At 70.5% G+C, this 17655-nt stretch carries 19 protein-coding genes; 18 read left to right on the top strand and 1 reads right to left on the bottom strand.

The genetic code is table 11. The annotated features are described in order from the left end of the window. Window positions 1-32 precede the first annotated feature (32 nt). Both ffh and ftsH read left to right on the top strand, forming a co-directional pair. On the top strand, window positions 33-1583 hold the full coding sequence (gene ffh / locus I2W78_RS10285) for a signal recognition particle protein (protein ID WP_196458891.1): 1551 nt from the start codon (window positions 33-35) through the stop codon (window positions 1581-1583). A gap of 148 nt (window positions 1584-1731) precedes the next feature. Beyond that, a complete protein-coding gene (gene ftsH / locus I2W78_RS10280; protein WP_196458890.1) occupies window positions 1732-3675 on the top strand; it encodes an ATP-dependent zinc metalloprotease FtsH in 1944 nt (647 codons plus the stop codon). Window positions 3676-3757: 82 nt separating this feature from the next. Here ftsH and I2W78_RS10275 read toward each other — a convergent pair whose 3' ends face one another. Then, complete coding sequence (locus tag I2W78_RS10275; protein ID WP_196458889.1) at window positions 3758-4657, bottom strand: class I SAM-dependent methyltransferase; 900 nt, start codon at window positions 4655-4657, stop codon at window positions 3758-3760. Window positions 4658-5303: 646 nt separating this feature from the next. Here I2W78_RS10275 and I2W78_RS10270 point away from each other — a divergent pair. The 16 genes from I2W78_RS10270 to whiG all read left to right on the top strand — a co-directional run bounded on the left by I2W78_RS10270 (window position 5304) and on the right by whiG (window position 17651). Then, complete coding sequence (locus I2W78_RS10270) at window positions 5304-5900, top strand: hypothetical protein (protein ID WP_141311121.1); 597 nt, start codon at window positions 5304-5306, stop codon at window positions 5898-5900. A gap of 311 nt (window positions 5901-6211) precedes the next feature. Further along, the gene (gene rpsP / locus I2W78_RS10265) at window positions 6212-6637 is read left to right on the top strand and encodes a 30S ribosomal protein S16 (RefSeq protein WP_196458888.1); all 426 of its coding nucleotides are present in this window, start codon (window positions 6212-6214) and stop codon (window positions 6635-6637) included. A 2-nt stretch (window positions 6638-6639) separates the two neighbouring features. Next, window positions 6640-6879: an RNA-binding protein gene (locus I2W78_RS10260; RefSeq protein WP_003973401.1), complete on the top strand. Its 240-nt coding sequence runs from the start codon at window positions 6640-6642 to the stop codon at window positions 6877-6879. Window positions 6880-6964: 85 nt separating this feature from the next. Next, complete coding sequence (rimM, locus tag I2W78_RS10255) at window positions 6965-7507, top strand: ribosome maturation factor RimM (protein ID WP_196458887.1); 543 nt, start codon at window positions 6965-6967, stop codon at window positions 7505-7507. Further along, window positions 7507-8340, top strand: a complete 834-nt coding sequence (gene trmD / locus I2W78_RS10250; protein ID WP_196458886.1) for a tRNA (guanosine(37)-N1)-methyltransferase TrmD — start codon at window positions 7507-7509, stop codon at window positions 8338-8340. The genes rimM and trmD overlap by 1 nt, the downstream gene beginning before the upstream one ends. Before the next feature lie 135 nt (window positions 8341-8475). After that, complete coding sequence (gene rplS, locus I2W78_RS10245; RefSeq protein ID WP_141311117.1) at window positions 8476-8826, top strand: 50S ribosomal protein L19; 351 nt, start codon at window positions 8476-8478, stop codon at window positions 8824-8826. Window positions 8827-8871: 45 nt separating this feature from the next. Then, on the top strand, window positions 8872-9588 hold the full coding sequence (gene lepB, locus I2W78_RS10240; protein ID WP_196458884.1) for a signal peptidase I: 717 nt from the start codon (window positions 8872-8874) through the stop codon (window positions 9586-9588). After that, window positions 9581-10675, top strand: coding sequence for a signal peptidase I (lepB, locus tag I2W78_RS10235; protein ID WP_196458882.1), 1095 nt, complete (start codon window positions 9581-9583; stop codon window positions 10673-10675). The genes lepB (I2W78_RS10240) and lepB (I2W78_RS10235) overlap by 8 nt, the downstream gene beginning before the upstream one ends. Beyond that, window positions 10563-11534: a signal peptidase I gene (lepB, locus tag I2W78_RS10230; RefSeq protein ID WP_196458881.1), complete on the top strand. Its 972-nt coding sequence runs from the start codon at window positions 10563-10565 to the stop codon at window positions 11532-11534. The genes lepB (I2W78_RS10235) and lepB (I2W78_RS10230) overlap by 113 nt, the downstream gene beginning before the upstream one ends. Before the next feature lie 102 nt (window positions 11535-11636). Continuing rightward, entirely contained in the window at window positions 11637-12401 is a 765-nt protein-coding gene (gene lepB, locus I2W78_RS10225; protein WP_196458880.1) for a signal peptidase I, read from the top strand. Next, window positions 12391-12912 (top strand): NUDIX hydrolase, encoded by a 522-nt coding sequence (locus I2W78_RS10220; protein WP_196458879.1) that lies wholly within the window; start codon window positions 12391-12393, stop codon window positions 12910-12912. The genes lepB (I2W78_RS10225) and I2W78_RS10220 overlap by 11 nt, the downstream gene beginning before the upstream one ends. 56 nt (window positions 12913-12968) lie before the next feature. Further along, the gene (locus tag I2W78_RS10215; RefSeq protein ID WP_003965949.1) at window positions 12969-13277 is read left to right on the top strand and encodes a DUF2469 domain-containing protein; all 309 of its coding nucleotides are present in this window, start codon (window positions 12969-12971) and stop codon (window positions 13275-13277) included. A 130-nt stretch (window positions 13278-13407) separates the two neighbouring features. Then, window positions 13408-13770, top strand: a complete 363-nt coding sequence (locus I2W78_RS10210) for a YraN family protein (RefSeq protein ID WP_196458878.1) — start codon at window positions 13408-13410, stop codon at window positions 13768-13770. 1 nt (window position 13771) lies between these two features. Next, window positions 13772-15397, top strand: coding sequence for a YifB family Mg chelatase-like AAA ATPase (locus tag I2W78_RS10205; RefSeq protein WP_196458877.1), 1626 nt, complete (start codon window positions 13772-13774; stop codon window positions 15395-15397). After that, window positions 15394-16539 (top strand): DNA-processing protein DprA, encoded by a 1146-nt coding sequence (gene dprA, locus I2W78_RS10200; RefSeq protein ID WP_196458876.1) that lies wholly within the window; start codon window positions 15394-15396, stop codon window positions 16537-16539. The genes I2W78_RS10205 and dprA overlap by 4 nt, the downstream gene beginning before the upstream one ends. 269 nt (window positions 16540-16808) lie before the next feature. Continuing rightward, window positions 16809-17651, top strand: coding sequence for an RNA polymerase sigma factor WhiG (gene whiG / locus I2W78_RS10195; protein ID WP_196458875.1), 843 nt, complete (start codon window positions 16809-16811; stop codon window positions 17649-17651). Window positions 17652-17655 lie beyond the last annotated feature (4 nt).

The raw sequence follows: 17655 nt of genomic DNA, 5'->3' as shown, positions 1-17655 counted from the left end.
GCCAGCCACCGACCCTGAGGACCGCGAGCGCCGTGTTCGATACTCTCTCCGATCGCCTCTCAGCGACTTTCAAGAACCTGCGTGGCAAGGGACGGCTCTCCGAAGCGGACATCGACGCCACCGCGCGCGAGATCCGGATCGCGCTCCTCGAAGCGGACGTGGCGTTGCCGGTCGTCCGGAGCTTCATCAAGAACGTCAAGGAGCGGGCCCTCGGCGCCGAGGTCTCCAAGGCGCTGAACCCGGCCCAGCAGGTCCTGAAGATCGTCAACGACGAGCTCGTGACGATCCTCGGCGGCGAGACCCGGCGGCTGCGCTTCGCGAAGCAGCCGCCCACCGTGATCATGCTGGCGGGTCTGCAGGGTGCCGGTAAGACCACCCTCGCGGGCAAGCTCGGCAAGTGGCTCCAGGAGCAGGGCCACTCGCCGCTGCTGGTCGCCGCCGACCTGCAGCGTCCCAACGCGGTCAACCAGCTCAGTGTCGTCGCCGACCGCGCGGGTGTGGCCGTCTTCGCGCCGGAGCCGGGCAACGGCGTCGGTGACCCGATCAAGGTCGCCAAGGACTCCATCGACTTCGCGAAGTCGAAGGTCCACGACATCGTGATCGTGGACACCGCCGGCCGCCTGGGTATCGACCAGGAGATGATGCAGCAGGCCGCGGACATCCGGGACGCGGTCTCGCCGGACGAGATCCTGTTCGTCGTCGACGCGATGATCGGTCAGGACGCCGTCAACACCGCCGAGGCCTTCCGCGACGGCGTCGGCTTCGACGGTGTGGTGCTCTCCAAGCTCGACGGTGACGCCCGCGGTGGTGCCGCGCTGTCGATCCGCCAGATCACCGGCAAGCCGATCATGTTCGCGTCGAACGGCGAGAAGCTCGACGACTTCGACGCCTTCCACCCGGACCGGATGGCCTCCCGCATCCTCGACATGGGTGACCTGCTCACCCTGATCGAGCAGGCGGAGAAGACCTTCGACCAGGCCGAAGCCCAGAAGATGGCCGAGAAGCTGGCCTCCAAGAAGGGCCAGGACTTCACCCTCGACGACTTCCTGGCCCAGATGGAGCAGGTCAGGAAGATGGGCTCCATCTCCAAGCTGCTCGGCATGCTGCCCGGCATGGGCCAGATCAAGGACCAGATCCAGAACCTCGACGAGCGGGACGTCGACCGCACCGCCGCGATCATCAAGTCGATGACCCCGGGCGAGCGCCAGGACCCGATGATCATCAACGGCTCGCGGCGCGCCCGTATCGCCCGCGGTTCCGGTGTCGAGGTCAGTGCGGTGAAGAACCTGGTCGAACGGTTCTTCGAGGCTCGCAAGATGATGTCCCGCATGGCCCAGGGCGGCGGCATGCCGGGTATGCCCGGGATGCCGGGCATGGGCGGCGGCCCCGGCCGGCAGAAGAAGCAGCAGAAGAAGGCCAAGGGCAAGCAGCGCTCCGGCAACCCCATGAAGCGCAAGCAGCAGGAGCAGGAGGAGGCCGCCCGCCGCGCGGCCGCCGCTCAGGGCGGAGGCGCCTTCGGGCTGCCGCAGCAGGGCGGTCAGGACTTCGAGCTGCCGGACGAGTTCAAGAAGTTCATGGGCTAACGGTTCTCGCCGCGACTGGTTCTTGCCTTGGCTGGTCGTTGCCGCGGCTGGTTGTATCTACGGCGCCGGGGGCGCCCCTCTCCGCGGGGGTGCCCCCGGCGCCGTATCCGCACATGCTTGCGGGGCCGGTGTGTCGTAACGTCCCGATATGAGCAACGCCGCGCCTCCCCGCAAGTCGCCGGACCAGCCCTGGCGCACCGAGGGCGCGCCCGAGGAGCCGCAGAAGCCCGCGCCCGGCGGGCGGAGGATGCGCGGCGGCTGGTGGAGCCTCGTCGTCACCGCACTGGTGGTGTTCCTGATCGCCAACCTCGTGCTGTCGCTCCTCGACGAGGAGGAGCCGACGATCTCGTACACGGAGTTCAGCAGGCAGGTCGACGACGGCAACGTCAGCAAGATCTACTCCAAGGGCGACGCGATCCAGGGCCAGCTGAAGAAGGCCCAGGACAATCCCGAGGACGAGGGCACCTACACCCGGTTCAAGACGCAGCGGCCCGCCTTCGCGGACGATCAGCTCTGGGAGGACCTGACCAGGCACAACGTCACGGTCACCGCGGAGCCGGTCGTCCAGCAGCGCGGCCTGCTGACCAACCTGCTGATCTCGCTGGCGCCGCTGCTGCTGCTCGTCGTGCTGTGGGTCTTCATCGCGCGGCGGATGAGAACGGGTATGGGCGGGGCGGCCGGCATGTTCGGGCGCAAGCCGCCGCCCAAGCCGGTCGAGTTGGAGCCGGGGGAGAAGCGGACGACGTTCGCGGACGTGGCGGGCATCGACGAGGTGGAAGGTGAGCTCAACGACGTCGTCGACTTCCTGAAGAACCCGGACGCCTACTGGCGGATGGGCGCCAAGATGCCGCGCGGTGTGCTGCTCGCCGGTCCGCCCGGCACCGGCAAGACACTGCTCGCGCGGGCCGTGGCGGGAGAGGCGGGGGTGCCGTTCTTCTCGGCGTCCGCGTCGGAGTTCATCGAGATGATCGTCGGCGTGGGCGCGTCCCGGGTGCGGGAACTGTTCGCCGAGGCGCGGAAAGTGGCACCGTCGATCATCTTCATCGACGAGATCGACACCATCGGCCGGGCCCGCGGCGGCGGGGCCGCCATGGGCGGGCACGACGAGCGTGAGCAGACCCTGAACCAGATCCTGACCGAAATGGACGGCTTCTCGGGCTCCGAGGGCGTGATCGTGATCGCCGCGACCAACCGCGCGGACGTCCTGGACCCCGCCCTGACCCGCCCCGGCCGGTTCGACCGGATCGTCAACGTCTCGCCGCCGGACCGGGGCGGCCGGGAGGCCATCCTGCGGATCCACACCCGGGAGATCCCGCTCGGCCCGGACGTCGACCTCGCCCGAGTCGCCCGTACGACCCCGGGAATGACCGGCGCCGAACTGGCCAACCTCGCCAACGAGGCCGCCCTGCTCGCGGTCAAACGGGGGCAGCAGAGGGTGACGCAGTCCGACCTGTCGGAGGCGCTGGAGAAGGTCCAACTGGGTGCCGAACGCGCGCTGGTGATGCCGGTGGAGGAACGCCGCCGCACCGCCTACCACGAGAGCGGGCACGCCCTGCTGGGCATGCTGCAGCCCGGCGCCGACCCCGTCCGCAAGATCACCATCGTGCCGCGCGGGAGGGCGCTGGGCGTGACGCTGTCGACACCGGAATCGGACAAGTACGCGTACACCGAGGAGTACCTGCGTGGCCGGATCATCGGCGCGCTGGGCGGGATGGCGGCGGAACACGTCGTCTACGAGGTCATCACCACCGGCTCGGAGAGCGACCTGGAGCAGGTCACCAACATCGCGCGCGGGATGGTCGCCCGCTGGGGCATGAGCCGGCAGGTGGGCCGGCTGTCGGCACTGCCGAACGACGCGCAGCAGGCGTACGGGCTGGCGGCGGCGCCGCAGACGCTGGACGTGATCGACGGCGAGATGCGGCGCATCGTCGACGAGTGCTACGAGGAGGCCTGCCGCAAGCTGCGCGACCACCGCGGCCGACTGGACGCGCTGGCGGAGGCGTTGCTGGAGCGGGAGACGCTGGAGGAGGCGGACGCGTACCGGATCGCCGGGATCACGCGGCTGACCAAGGGGGACGCGGAGGAGGGGTAGGGGCCCGAGGTGATGCGCGGGGCCCCACCTCTCCGTTCCCGACGGGCGTCACTCGTCCCCGGACTCGCGGATGCCGGCCCGCTCAGGGGGTCCGGGCGATCAGATAGCGGAACACGTTCGGCATCCACACCGTGCCGTCCGGCCGCCGGTGCGGGTGCAGGGCCTCGGTCAGCTCCTTGTCGACCTGCTCCTGGTCGGTCGCCGTGATCGCCGCGTCGAACAGCCCGGTCGACAGCAGCCCGCGCACCGCGCTGTCCACGTCGGCGTACCCGAACGGGCAGGCGACCCGGCCGGAACCGTCCGGCCTGAGCCCGGCCCGCTGGGCGACCTCCTCCAGGTCGTCACGGAGCGCCGGGCGCCAACTGCCGCCGCCGCGCAGCGGATCGGCCAGCTTGGTGGCCACCCGCAGCACCGACGACGTCGCGCAGCGCTCCGGCGGCCCCCAGCCGGCCAGCACCACCGGCGCGCCCCGTTCGGCGAGCGGTGTCGCCGCTTCGAGCAGCCCACCGAGGCCCTCCGCGTCACCCGCGAGACACCCGATGGGTTCGAAGGCGGTGACGAGGGTGTACGCCGGGGCCTGCGCGTCGGCGGTGTCCTCGGGGACGGCGTCTTCCGGGGAGCCCTCGACGAGCCGGGCACCCGCACGCGCGCGTGTGCTCCGTGGCCCCGTCGCCCCCTTGGTCCCCGTCGTCTCCGGCATCAGGCGCTCGCGCGCGAGGGCCAGTCTCTCGCGGGAGGAGGACTCGACACCGGTGACGGCGGCACCCCGGGAGGCCGCCATCAGCAGGGCGAGTCCCGAACCGCAGCCCAGGCCCAGCAGCCGGGTGCCGGGTCCCACGTCCAGTCGCTCGAAGACGGCCTCGTAGAGCGGTACGAGCATCCGCTCCTGGATCTCCGACCAGTCACGCGCGCGTGCACTCAGGTCCACGCGGGGTGCGGCTCCCGCGTGAGGCAGGTGCTGCCGCACGAGCGTAGGTGTCATCGATAGCGCCCCAATCCGCAGCGAGTTGCCGCTGTACCCGTTTGCGTCGCCCCCCGTCGCGTACGCCCACCTTCCCCCGTATGCCAGGTAACTCCGAGCCCGCGGCGGCGTCCAGGGGTCGCGGCGGCCCGCTTGTGGGGTGCCCCCGTGAGTGGCGAGAATTCACATTCCGGCAACGCCGATGTCCCTCTGTACGACGGAATTCCTCCGTCCAAGGGGTCGATGAGTGGCGTGTTCATGCCGCAGGCGATGACCGTGGGTCGCGGGGCGGTGTGGCGGCCTGGTTCCGGCCAAGGTCGACAGCGTGGCTCGCTGTCCGGCCGCAGGGGAGCGGGGCGGTGGCGGACGCCGGGGGCGGACCAGGTATGGTCACGGTCGTACCGCGCGCATGCCGGGTGAGGGCGCGAGGCGGCCGAAACGCCTCTTGCGCACCCGCGGAAACCGCACACCCCGGCGTGCGGACACGCTCTACGCGCCGGGTCGTACGTCAGGCTACGCACCACCTTGGTATGAGCTGCGCGGCTTCTCCGCAGATCAGCGCACCCGCCCTCCTCAGGACGCATCAGCGGCAACTGACGGGTACGTGCAAATTATTTGAGATGCCCCGGAATAGGAACACAGCGCAACCCAGGCTCGTTGTCATTACGTGAGCACGACACCACCTGTTCTCGCCGCAGAGCTGGCACAGGCGTGGGCCGACATTCAGCGGTACCACCCCGAGCTGCCGGACCTTGCCGCGCCCGAGTCCCTGATCGGGGAGTCGTCGTCCGCCTGCGGGCACGAACTCTCCTTCGAGCGGCTGCTTCATGAGGCAGTCCACGGCATCGCCGCCGCACGCGGAATCCGCGACACCTCCCGCGCCGGCCGGTATCACAACCGCAGATTCCTCGCGATCGCCGAGGAGCTGGGCCTGGACCACCCCGAGGAGCCGCACCCCAGCAGCGGTTTCTCGCTGGTCACGCTCAACCCCGAGGCGAAGCGGCGCTACCGCCCGACGATCGAGCGCCTCCAGCGCGCACTGAAGGCCCACACCGCCGCCACCACCGCCGACACCGGCCGCGCGTTCCGCGGCCCGGCCGCCCGCCATGGCTCCTCCGGTGGCGGCGTCCGGGTCAAGGCGGTGTGCGACTGCGGCCGCAACGTACGGGTCGTTCCGTCCGTCCTCGCCCAGGCCCCGATCGTGTGCGGCGGCTGCGGCAAGCCGTTCCGGATCCCCGAGGTGGTGGGCGCGGGCGCGAGGTGAGCGCACGACTGCTCGTGGCAGCCGTGCGGCACCCGTAGCGCCGTGAGTCGCGCACCCGGCGTCAGTCGCGGGGACGCCGGGTGCCGCTCCGCCGTGTCCAGGGCCTGTCGTTCGGATCATGTCGGCGCCGGGGGGCGCACCCTCGGTCTGAAGCGGTCCACGGGGTGTGGCAGAATGGCTAGCTGTACTCGACAGCCGCACAGGACCCCTCTCTCCTCCGGCTGACGCGTCCATCGGGCACTCGGGTACCGCAACCCCACGCGGCCATCTCGCCGTGCCCAACCACGTCAAATCCAGGAGAACCCACTCCCGTGGCAGTCAAGATCAAGCTGAAGCGTCTGGGCAAGATCCGTTCGCCTCACTACCGCATCGTCGTCGCCGACTCCCGCACCCGCCGTGACGGCCGTGCGATCGAGGAGATCGGCAAGTACCACCCGACGTACAACCCGTCGGTGATGGAGGTCGACGCCGAGCGTGTGGCGTACTGGCTCGGTGTCGGCGCCCAGCCGACCGAGCCCGTGCTCGCCATCCTCAAGAAGACCGGCGACTGGCAGAAGTTCAAGGGCGAGCCCGCCCCGGCGCCGCTGCTGACCGCCGAGCCCAAGACGGCGCGTCCGTCGTTCGAGGCTCTCGGCGGCGACGACGAGGGCAAGGGTGAGGCCATCACCCAGAAGAAGAAGGCCGAGAAGAAGGACGAGGCCCCGGCCGAGTCCGCGGCTGAGTCGACCGAGGCCTGAGCATGCTCGAGGAGGCTCTCGAGCACCTCGTGAAGGGCATCGTCGACAACCCTGACGATGTGCAGGTCGCCTCGCGCAACCTGCGCCGTGGACGTGTGCTGGAGGTCCGGGTCCACCCCGACGACCTCGGCAAGGTGATCGGTCGCAACGGCCGCACCGCACGCGCTCTGCGCACCGTCGTGGGCGCCATCGGTGGCCGCGGCGTCCGCGTCGACCTCGTCGACGTGGACCACGTCCGCTGACGCCAATCGCAGCACCGGCTCGGGCCGGGGAGGGCCTTCAAGGGCCGTCCCCGGCCCGACGTCGTACGACAGGAGATCTGGACAAGTGCAGCTGGTAGTCGCACGGATCGGCCGAGCCCACGGCATCAAGGGCGAGGTCACCGTGGAGGTACGTACCGACGAGCCGGAGCTCAGGCTCGCACCCGGCGCCGTACTGGCCACCGACCCGGCCTCCACCGGGCCGCTGACCATCGAGACGGGCCGGGTACACAGCGGCCGCCTGCTGCTGCGCTTCGAGGGCGTGAGCGACCGCAACGGCGCCGAGGCCCTGCGCAACACCCTCCTGATCGCCGAGATCGACCCGGACGAGCTGCCCGAGGGCGAGGACGAGTACTACGACCACCAGCTGATCGACCTCGACGTCGTCACCAAGGACGGGGTGGCGGTCGGCCGGATCACCGAGATCTCGCACCTGCCCTCGCAGGATCTGTTCATCGTGGAGCGCCCGGACGGCAGCGAGGTCATGATCCCGTTCGTGGAGGAGATCGTCACCGAGATCGACCTGGAGGAGCAGCGGGCCGTCATCGACCCGCCGCCCGGCCTGATCGACGACCGCGCGGACATCGCCTCGTCCAGGGATGAGTCCTGATGCGCCTCGACGTCGTCACGATCTTCCCCGAGTACCTCGACCCGCTGAACGTCTCCCTGGTGGGCAAGGCACGCGCGCGTGGACAGCTGATGGTGCACGTGCATGATCTGCGCACCTGGACGTACGACCGCCACAACACGGTCGACGACACCCCCTACGGCGGCGGTCCGGGCATGGTCATGATGACCGGCCCGTGGGGAGACGCCCTGGACTCCGTCCTCGCCGACGGCTACGAGACCGGCTCCCGGGAGCCCGCCCTCATCGTCCCGACCCCCAGTGGCCGCCCCTTCACCCAGGAACTCGCCGTCGAACTCTCCGAGCGCCCCTGGCTGATCTTCACCCCGGCCCGCTACGAGGGCATCGACCGGCGGGTCATCGACGAGTACGCCACCCGGATACCGGTGTACGAGGTGTCCATCGGTGACTACGTCCTCGCCGGCGGGGAGGCGGCCGTACTGGTCATCACGGAGGCCGTGGCGCGGCTGCTGCCCGGCGTCCTCGGGAACGCCGAGTCGCACCGGGACGACTCCTTCGCGCCCGGCGCCATGGCCAACCTCCTGGAGGGGCCCGTCTACACCAAGCCGCCCGAGTGGCGGGGCCGCGGGATCCCGGACGTGCTGCTCAGCGGGCACCACGGGAAGATCGCCCGCTGGCGGCGCGACGAGGCGCTGCGGCGTACGTCGGCCCACCGGCCGGACCTGATCGAGCACTGCGACCCCAAGGCCTTCGACAAGAAGGACCGCGAGATGCTGTCCATCCTGGGCTGGGAACCGGACCCGGAGGGGGAGGCCTACGGCCGATTTTGGCGCAGGACCGGGGGCGTGGAAGAATAGACCGCTGTTGTGCGCCCGTCCGGCGTGCGCCCCTGCCACAGGGGGACACGACGCCCGCCCCGACCCGCACGACTCTCGTACCAGAAACCTAGTTTCCGTTGATGACCTGTGGCATCAGCGAAGAAAGCAGACGAAATGTCGCACCTGCTCGACTCCGTCGACTCCGCGTCGCTGCGCAGCGACGTCCCGGCGTTCCGCCCGGGTGACACCGTGAACGTCCACGTCCGCGTCATCGAGGGCAACCGCTCCCGTGTGCAGCAGTTCAAGGGCGTGGTGATCCGTCGCCAGGGTTCCGGCGTGCGTGAGACCTTCACGGTCCGCAAGGTCTCCTTCTCCGTCGGCGTCGAGCGCACCTTCCCGGTGCACACCCCGATCGTGGAGAAGATCGAGCTCGTCACCAAGGGTGACGTCCGCCGCGCCAAGCTGTACTACCTGCGTGACCTGCGCGGCAAGGCGGCGAAGATCAAGGAGAAGCGCGAGAGCTGAGCGCCTCCCGGGGTTCTCAGCGGGGCCGGATAGCATCTGGCCCCGATGGACACCGAAGCACAGCCGACGGAGCGCGACCGCTCCTCCCGCCCTTGCGATGCCGAGGAGATCTCGGACACAGAGGGACCGGAGGGCCGGTCGCGTTTCGCGTTGGTGGCGCGGGTCGCCGAGTGGGTCCCGGGCGGGCGGATCACCCTGACCGCGCTGGTCTGCCTGGTGTTCGCGCTGCTGCTCAACACATTCGTGGTGCAGCCGTTCGAGATCCCCAGCGGTTCGATGGAACGGGCATTGAGGATCGGCGACCGCGTTCTCGTAAATAAGTTGGCGTACCGTTTCGGTGCTCAGCCGCGGCGCGGCGATGTGGTCGTGTTCGACGGCACCGGAAACTTCGGGGACGCCGACTACGTCAAACGTGTTGTGGGTGTGGGTGGAGACCACGTGGTCTGCTGCGACGAGGAAGGGAGGCTCCAGGTGAACGGCCGGTCCGTCGACGAGTCGACGTTCCTGTACCCCGGCGACAGCGCGTCCACGGTGCCTTTCGACGTCGTCGTGCCCGACGGCACCCTGTTCGTCCTCGGCGACCACCGCAGCGCCTCCAGCGACTCCCGCGACCACCTCGGCTCACCCGGCGGCGGCATGATCCCCGTCGAGGACGTGATCGGCCGGGCCGACTGGATCGTCTGGCCCCTCACTCACGCCACCGATCTGGACCGAACCGGCGCCTACGCGCGCGTGCCCGCGGCGGACGGTGCTCATGGGTAATCGCGGCAAACCGCGCGGTACGCCCGTCAGCGCCGCAGAGAACCTGCTGCCCACCGGTTCCCGGCGTGCCGTCCCCCAGGCCGGTGCTGGGCGCACCCGCGCCGAGCGGCGCAAGCTGCAGCGGAAGGTCAAGCGGCGCCGGCGCCGGTCGGCGATAAAGGAGATACCGCTCCTCGTCGGCGTGGCCGTGCTGATAGCCCTCGTCCTGAAGACGTTCCTCGTCCAGGCGTTCGTGATCCCGTCGGGCTCCATGGAGCAGACGATTCAGATCGGCGACCGGGTCCTGGTCGACAAGCTCACCCCCTGGTTCGGCACCAAGCCGGAACGCGGCGACGTCGTGGTCTTCAAGGACCCCGGCGGCTGGCTCCAGGACGAGCAGCCCACCCAGCAGAAGGACGATCCCGTCGTCGTCAAGCAGGTCAAGGAGGGGCTCACCTTCATCGGCCTGCTGCCGTCCGACAACGAGAAGGACCTCATCAAACGGGTCGTCGGCGTCGGCGGTGACCGGGTGCAGTGCTGCGACACGCAGGGACGGGTCACGGTCAATGGCGTTCCCCTGAACGAGGACTATCTGTACCCGGGCAACGAGCCGTCCGCGACCCAGTTCGACATCACCGTGCCCCCGGGGCGGCTGTGGGTGATGGGCGACCACCGGTCCAACTCGGCGGACTCCCGCTCCCACCAGGACACCGACTACGGCGGCACCGTCTCCGAGGACGAGGTGGTCGGCCGGGCCGTCGTCATCGCCTGGCCACTGGGCCACTGGACCACGCTGAACGAACCGAAAACCTACGCTTCCGTGTCCGACTCGGCGGCCGGGTCAACCGCGGCTCCCCAGCCGTCGCATAGGGTTGCCTCCGACGATCCGAACGGACCGATCCAACTCCCGAGCCCTGCGGAACTCCCGCTCGTTATGGGAGTGGTGGGCCTGCGTCGTGTGTGGGGCAGGCGGCGGCACAGAGTAAGGAGTTGGCGTGGGGGATGTGGCGGTTGGCGCACGGTCCGGACACGACGGCGAGGAGCACCGCGGACGCCCCGTGGAAGCGGCCCCCCGGGCCACGGACAGCGCCGTAAGCTCCGGGAATGAAGGCCAGACGGCCGAGGACGGCACGGTGACGGACGAGCAGAGCCAGACCGGGGACGAGGGGTCGTCGGGCCTCACCCCCAGGCAGCCGAAGAAGCAGCGCTCCTTCTGGAAGGAGCTGCCGATCCTGATCGGTATCGCGCTGGTGCTGGCGCTGCTGATCAAGACGTTCCTGGTGCAGGCGTTCTCGATCCCCTCCGACTCGATGCAGAACACCCTGCAGGAGGGCGACCGCGTTCTCGTCGACAAGCTCACCCCCTGGTTCGGCTCCGAGCCCGACCGCGGCGAGGTCGTCGTCTTCCACGACCCCGACAACTGGCTGGCGGGCGAGCCGACGCCGGACCCGAACGCCCTGCAGACGTTCCTCAGCTGGATCGGCCTGATGCCGTCCGCCGAGGAGAAGGACCTCATCAAGCGGGTGATCGGCGTCGGCGGCGACACGGTCGAGTGCCAGGGCACCGGCCCGCTGAAGGTCAACGGCAAGGCGCTGAACGAGCCGTACGTCTACCCCGGCAACACGCCGTGCAGCGTCGACGACCAGGGCGGCCAGTTCAAGGTGAAGGTCCCCGAGGGCTTCATCTGGGTCATGGGCGACCACCGGCAGAACTCCCGGGACTCGCGCTACAACACGGGCGACGCCAACAAGGGCATGGTCCCGGTCGACAAGGTCGTCGGACGCGCCATCGTGAAGGCCTGGCCGATCAACCGCTGGGGCACGCTCCCGATCCCGGACACCTTCGACCAGCCCGGCCTGAACGACCAGTCGGCCACTGCGGCGGCCCTCACCAACGCCCCGAACGCACTGGCGCTCGCGGGGGTGGTGCCGGTGGCGCTGTGGCGTCGCCGGCGGCCGCAGGACTGATCGTCGTCGTCGCCCCGGGCCGCGTGAAGTCCTCGTGGAGCTGCTTGCCCGGCGCGATGAAGGGCTGACCGGCCCTGGTACCGCCGGGTAGGGTGCGGATCCATGGGTGGCGAGAGCGCGACACGTACGGCCCCGCACAGCGGTGGGACGAGCAAGGGCCCGGCGGGCGGCCGGATCGGACAGCGATTGTCCGGGCTGGCGGTCGCGCTGGGCCTTGTGCTGTTCCTGGGCGGCTTCGGCTGGGGAGCAGTGACCTATCTGCCGTACACCGTGCCCACCGGCTCCATGGAGCCGACCATCGACGCGGGCGACCGGGTGCTCGCGCAGCGCGTCGACGGCGCCGATGTGCGCCGCGGTGACGTCGTCGTCTTCAAGGACAAGACCTGGGGCGACGCGCCGCTGCTCAAGCGGGTGGTGGCCGTCGGCGGCGACAAGGTCGCCTGCTGCCAGGACGGCAAGCTCACCGTCAACGGCAAGGAGATCGACGAACCGTATCTGTCCGAGGGACAGCGAGCCTCGGACATGAACTTCGGCGTGACCGTGCCCGAGGGGCGGCTGTTCCTGCTCGGCGACGAGCGGCACGGCTCGCTGGACTCCACCGCCCACCTCACCGATGCCGCGAGCGGCACCGTGGCCCGCGACGACGTCTCCGGCCGGGTGGACGCCGTCGTCTGGCCCATGAACGGCATGCTGGCCAGCCCCACGGGCTTCGAGGCCCTCGGCGGCCTGTCCGCGCCGGGGCCGCTGCGGACGATCGGCGCCATGATCGTCGTAGGCGCCGTGCTGGTGCTCGGCGGTGCCGCGTACGGGCCGATCGCGAAGCGTCTGGGGTCCCCGGCGACGACGGAGCCCGCCGGTGCCCGCTGAGGCGACGGAGGGGTACGAGCTCGACGGCGACCGTGCGCGCAAGGTGGCGCGGGTCGTGCTGCTCGACCCGGCCGACCGGATCCTGCTGCTGCACGGCCACGAGCCGGACGATCCGGCGGACGACTGGTGGTTCACGCCGGGCGGCGGACTGGAGGGCGATGAGACCCGTGAGGAGGCCGCGCTGCGGGAACTCGCGGAGGAGACCGGAATCACAGAGGTCCAGCTCGGTCCGGTGCTGTGGCGGCGGATGTGTTCCTTCCCGTTCGCCGGCCGCCGCTGGGACCAGGACGAGTGGTACTACCTGGCCCGTACCACCCAGACGGTGACGGAGGCCGTCGCCCTGACCGAGCTGGAGCGACGCAGCGTCGTGGGAGCCCGGTGGTGGACGTGTGAGGAACTGACCCTGGCTCATGAGACGGTGTATCCGACCAGACTCGCCGAGCTGCTGCGCAGGCTGCTCGACGAAGGTCCCCCCGCCAGGCCCGAGATCCTTGACACGGAAATCGTCTAGGGGCTCACGGGACTGGCGCACAATGGTGGGATCGCACGGCTGAAGGGGAACATGCCATGAGCGCCGAGGACCTCGAAAAGTACGAGACCGAGATGGAGCTCAAGCTCTACCGGGAGTACCGCGATGTCGTCGGTCTGTTCAAATATGTGATCGAGACCGAGCGGCGCTTCTACCTGACCAACGACTACGAGATGCAGGTGCACTCGGTCCAGGGTGAGGTGTTCTTCGAGGTGTCCATGGCGGACGCCTGGGTGTGGGACATGTACCGGCCGGCTCGGTTCGTGAAGCAGGTGCGTGTCCTGACGTTCAAGGACGTGAACATCGAGGAGCTGAACAAGAGCGACCTGGAGCTGCCGGGTGGGTGATGAGTCGGAGGTGGGCTCGGCTTCCGTCGCTCGTGTGGGTGACGAAGTTGTCCACAACCGCTGAGTAGCCCACCAAGATCCACTTCTTGGTGATGGATGCGTGACCGTTGGCGCCGGAGGAGGTGCCGACATGAACGCACGAGACGCACTCGGCAGGTACGGCGAGGAACTGGCCGCCCGACGGCTGGTGGCGGCCGGTATGACGGTCCTGCAGCGCAACTGGCGCTGTGGCAGGACCGGTGAGATCGACATCGTGGCGCGGGACGGGGACGTCCTGGTCGTCTGCGAGGTGAAGACACGCCGGGCGGGCCGCTTCCAGCATCCGATGGCCGCGGTGCGGCAGGAGAAGGCCGAGCGACTGCGCGGCCTCGCCGAGCGCTGGATCCACGCCCAGGGAGGGGCACCACCGGGCGGCGTCCGCATCGACCTGATCGGCGTCGTCCTGCCCGACCGGGGCGCGCCCGTGGTCGAGCACGCGCGGGGGGTGGCCTGAGATGGGCTTCGCACGTACGTGCTCCGTCGCCCTCGTCGGGGTCGAGGGCGTGGTGGTGGAGGTCCAGGCCGACCTGGAGCCGGGCGTCGCCGCGTTCACGCTGGTGGGGTTGCCGGACAAGAGCCTGACCGAGAGCCGGGATCGGGTGCGGGCGGCTGTGGTGAACTCGGGGGCCGAATGGCCGCAGAAGAAACTCACCGTCGGGCTCAGTCCGGCGTCCGTACCGAAGGCCGGCAGTGGGTTCGACCTGGCCGTCGCCTGCGCGGTGCTGGGGGCCAGTGAGCGGATCGATCCGCGCGTGCTCGCCGACATCGTGATGATCGGAGAGCTCGGCCTGGACGGACGAGTACGGCCGGTGCGCGGCATCCTGCCGGCGGTGCTGGCAGCGGCGGACGCGGGCTATGAGCAGGTGGTCGTGCCCGAGTGCGCGGCCGCCGAGGCGTCGCTGGTCCCGGGGGTGTCCGTGCTGGGCGTCCGCAGTCTGCGCCAGCTGATCGCCGTCCTGGCGGACGAGCCCGTGCCCGAGGAGGAACCCGACGCGCACGGGCGCCCCGATCCGCTGCTTGCCGGGCTGCGCGTGCCCGGGACCGGCTCGGCCACGGGCATGCACAGCGTCGGAGCCGCCCAGCACGACCACGGACACGACCTGGCCGACGTCGTGGGCCAGATCTCGGCGCGTACGGCGGTCGAGGTCGCCGCGGCCGGCGGACATCACCTGTTCCTGGAGGGTCCGCCCGGCGCCGGTAAGACGATGCTCGCGGAGCGGCTGCCGGGGATCCTGCCCCGGCTCACCCGCGAGGAGTCGCTGGAGGTCACGGCGGTGCACTCGGTGGCCGGGCTGCTGCCGCCCGGCAAGCCGCTGATCGACGTCGCCCCGTACTGCGCCCCGCACCACTCGGCCACCATGCAGGCGCTCGTCGGCGGGGGTGCCGGAATCGCCCGGCCCGGCGCGGCGTCGCTGTCCCACCGCGGGGTGCTGTTCCTCGACGAGACGCCGGAGTTCAGCACCCAGGCCCTCGACGCCCTGCGGCAACCCCTGGAGGCGGGACATGTCGTGATCGCCCGCAGCGCGGGCGTGGTGCGCTACCCGGCGAAGTTCCTGATGGTGCTCGCCGCCAACCCCTGCCCGTGCGGGCGCTTCTCCCAGCGGGACGACCTGTGCGAGTGCCCGCCCTCGGCGATCCGCCGCTACCAGGCCCGGCTGTCGGGACCGCTCCTGGACCGCGTCGACCTCCGCGTCGAGGTGGATCGCGTCACGCGGGCCGAGCTCACCGACCGCGGGGCGCGTGGCGAACCCACAGCGGCAGTCGCCGAACGGGTGCGCGCGGCGCGGGAACGGGCGGCGGCGCGCCTCGCGGGCACCCCGTGGCGGACCAACAGCCAGGTGCCCGGCCGGGAGCTGCGCAGCCGCTGGTACGCCGAGATCGGCGCGATGGACGAGGCGGAACGCAATCTGGAGCGGGGCGTGCTCACGGCTCGCGGTCTCGACCGGGTCCTGCGGGTCGCCTGGACGGTGGCTGACCTCGTGGGGCACGACCGGCCCGACGCCACGGACGTGGCCCTGGCGCTGCAACTGCGCACCGGCGTTCCGCGCGGAGTGCCGATGGCCATCGGGGCGCTGACGTGACGGACGACGAGCTGCTCGGTCGGATCTTCCTCACCCGTGTGCTCGAGCCCGGTGACGAGGTCGCCGGGCGGTGGGTGCGGGAGTTGGGGGTCGGTGAGGTGGTGCGGCGGTTGCGGGGAGACGGGGTGCCGTTGGTGGGGGTGAGTGAGAAGCGGTGGGCCGGGTTGCGGGCGCGGGCCCGGAGGGCCGAGCCGGAGCGGGATCTCGTGGTGGCTCGGGATGCCGGGGTGCGGTTCGTGTGCCCGGGGCAGGCCGAGTGGCCCGGACAGCTCGACGACCTGGGCGACGGCCGGCCGCTGGGGCTCTGGGTGCGGGGGCGGGCCAGTCTGCGGATGTGGGCGCTTCGGTCCGTCGCCGTCGTGGGAGCCCGGGCCTGTACCGAGTACGGAGCCCATATGGCCGTCAACCTCGCCGCCGGCCTCGCCGAGCGGGGCTGGGTGGTCGTCTCCGGCGGTGCCTACGGCGTCGACGGCGCCGCCCATCGAGGTGCTCTCGGCGCCGGCGGTGCCACCGTCGCCGTGCTGGCCTGTGGCGTCGACCGGCCCTATCCACGCGGGCACGTGCAGCTGATCGGCAGAATCGCCGAGCAGGGGTTGGTGGTGGGCGAGCTGCCGCCGGGTGATCATCCGACGCCCAGCCGGTTCATCGTGCGCAACCGCGTGATCGCCGCGCTGACCAGGGGAACCGTGGTCGTCGAGGCCGCACTCCGCAGCGGCTCGCTCGTCACCGCCCGAGCGGCACAGCGGCTGCGCCGACACACCATGGGCGTGCCCGGGCCGGCCACCAGCGCGCAGTCGGCCGGGGTGCACGAGCTGCTGCGCGGGGAGGCGACGCTGGTCACCGACGCGGCCGAGGTCGTCGAGCTGGTCGGCGACATGGGGGAGCTGGCCCCCGTCCGGCGCGGGCCGGTGCTGCCGCGCGACCTGCTGGCGCCCGGCACCCGGCACGTTCTGGCCGCGTTGCCGGCGCGCGGGACCGCCACCCCGGAGGAGATCGCGCGGGGCGCGCCGACGACCGAGGACGACGCGATCGCGAGGCTGTACGAACTCCGGGCACTTGGTTACGTCGAACGACACGGCGACGGCTGGAAGTTGACACGCCAGGCGATGATCTCCCTTCGTGGCGGGCGGGACGGATGTTGACCGAGCGTGTTCGGCCGTCCGGGGGAATCCCGATGCCCTTGGGAAATCCGGCAGTTGGCGGGCCATGGCGGTCACGGAGAGCGACCGTCATGACCCGGTGGAGCGCTCCGTGGAACGTTTCTGCGCACGGTGCCCGGCCCGTCCTTCGCACACCGCGACTCTTCAGTCACGCTACGCTCACGAGGATCCCGACACAGTCCGGCAACTCGACACCAGAGCGACAGCTCACCCAGTACCACCCTTCACGGCAGAACGGCACAAGGCGACGAATGCCCCAGCACACCTCCGGGTCCGACCGGGCGGCGATCCCCCCAGCCGCCCGCGACGGTGGCAGCGATCGGCCGCCCGCTCCGTCGACGCTCGACGAGCTCTGGCGGTCGTACAAGGAGACGGGGGACGAGCGGCTGCGGGAGCAGCTGATTCTGCACTACTCGCCGCTGGTGAAATACGTGGCCGGGCGGGTGAGCGTGGGGCTGCCGCCCAATGTGGAGCAGGCGGACTTCGTGTCGTCGGGGGTGTTCGGGCTGATCGACGCGATCGAGAAGTTCGACATCGACCGGGAGATCAAGTTCGAGACGTACGCGATCACGCGGATCCGGGGCGCGATGATCGACGAGCTGCGGGCGCTGGACTGGATCCCGCGGTCGGTGCGGCAGAAGGCGCGGAACGTGGAGCGGGCGTACGCGACGCTGGAGGCGCGGTTGCGGCGGACGCCGACCGAGGGGGAGGTGGCCGCCGAGCTGGGCATCGCGGTGGATGAACTGCACGCCGTTTTCAGCCAGTTGTCGCTGGCCAACGTGGTGGCGCTGGAGGAACTGCTGCACGTCGGGGGCGACGGCGGCGACGGACTGAGCGTCATGGACACGCTGGAGGACACCGCCGCCGACAATCCGGTGGAGGTGGCCGAGGACCGGGAGCTGCGGCGGTTTCTGGCGCGGGCGATCAACACGTTGCCCGAGCGGGAGAAGACGGTGGTCACGCTGTACTACTACGAGGGGCTCACGCTCGCCGAGATCGGCAATGTGCTGGGGGTGACCGAGAGCCGGGTGAGTCAGATCCACACCAAGTCCGTGCTTCAGTTGCGGGCGAAACTGGCCGGCTTCGGTCGTTGACCTG

This window comes from Streptomyces spinoverrucosus (assembly GCF_015712165.1).
GTDB classification, from domain to species: domain Bacteria; phylum Actinomycetota; class Actinomycetes; order Streptomycetales; family Streptomycetaceae; genus Streptomyces; species Streptomyces spinoverrucosus_A.
Note: the sequence above shows the minus strand (reverse complement) of the source record. Positions and strands in the feature narration are given on the sequence as shown.

Excerpts from the sequence above, each read along its gene's own strand:
- ftsH (WP_196458890.1), top strand. The coding sequence starts at position 1,732 with ATGAGCAACGCCGCGCCTCCCCGCAAGTCGCCGGACCAGCCCTGGCGC.
- I2W78_RS10275 (WP_196458889.1), bottom strand. The coding sequence starts at position 4,657 with ATGACACCTACGCTCGTGCGGCAGCACCTGCCTCACGCGGGAGCCGCA.
- I2W78_RS10260 (WP_003973401.1), top strand. The coding sequence starts at position 6,640 with ATGCTCGAGGAGGCTCTCGAGCACCTCGTGAAGGGCATCGTCGACAAC.
- trmD (WP_196458886.1), top strand. The coding sequence starts at position 7,507 with ATGCGCCTCGACGTCGTCACGATCTTCCCCGAGTACCTCGACCCGCTG.
- rplS (WP_141311117.1), top strand. The coding sequence starts at position 8,476 with ATGTCGCACCTGCTCGACTCCGTCGACTCCGCGTCGCTGCGCAGCGAC.
- lepB (WP_196458884.1), top strand. The coding sequence starts at position 8,872 with ATGGACACCGAAGCACAGCCGACGGAGCGCGACCGCTCCTCCCGCCCT.
- lepB (WP_196458882.1), top strand. The coding sequence starts at position 9,581 with ATGGGTAATCGCGGCAAACCGCGCGGTACGCCCGTCAGCGCCGCAGAG.
- lepB (WP_196458880.1), top strand. The coding sequence starts at position 11,637 with ATGGGTGGCGAGAGCGCGACACGTACGGCCCCGCACAGCGGTGGGACG.
- I2W78_RS10215 (WP_003965949.1), top strand. The coding sequence starts at position 12,969 with ATGAGCGCCGAGGACCTCGAAAAGTACGAGACCGAGATGGAGCTCAAG.
- I2W78_RS10210 (WP_196458878.1), top strand. The coding sequence starts at position 13,408 with ATGAACGCACGAGACGCACTCGGCAGGTACGGCGAGGAACTGGCCGCC.
- I2W78_RS10205 (WP_196458877.1), top strand. The coding sequence starts at position 13,772 with ATGGGCTTCGCACGTACGTGCTCCGTCGCCCTCGTCGGGGTCGAGGGC.
- whiG (WP_196458875.1), top strand. The coding sequence starts at position 16,809 with ATGCCCCAGCACACCTCCGGGTCCGACCGGGCGGCGATCCCCCCAGCC.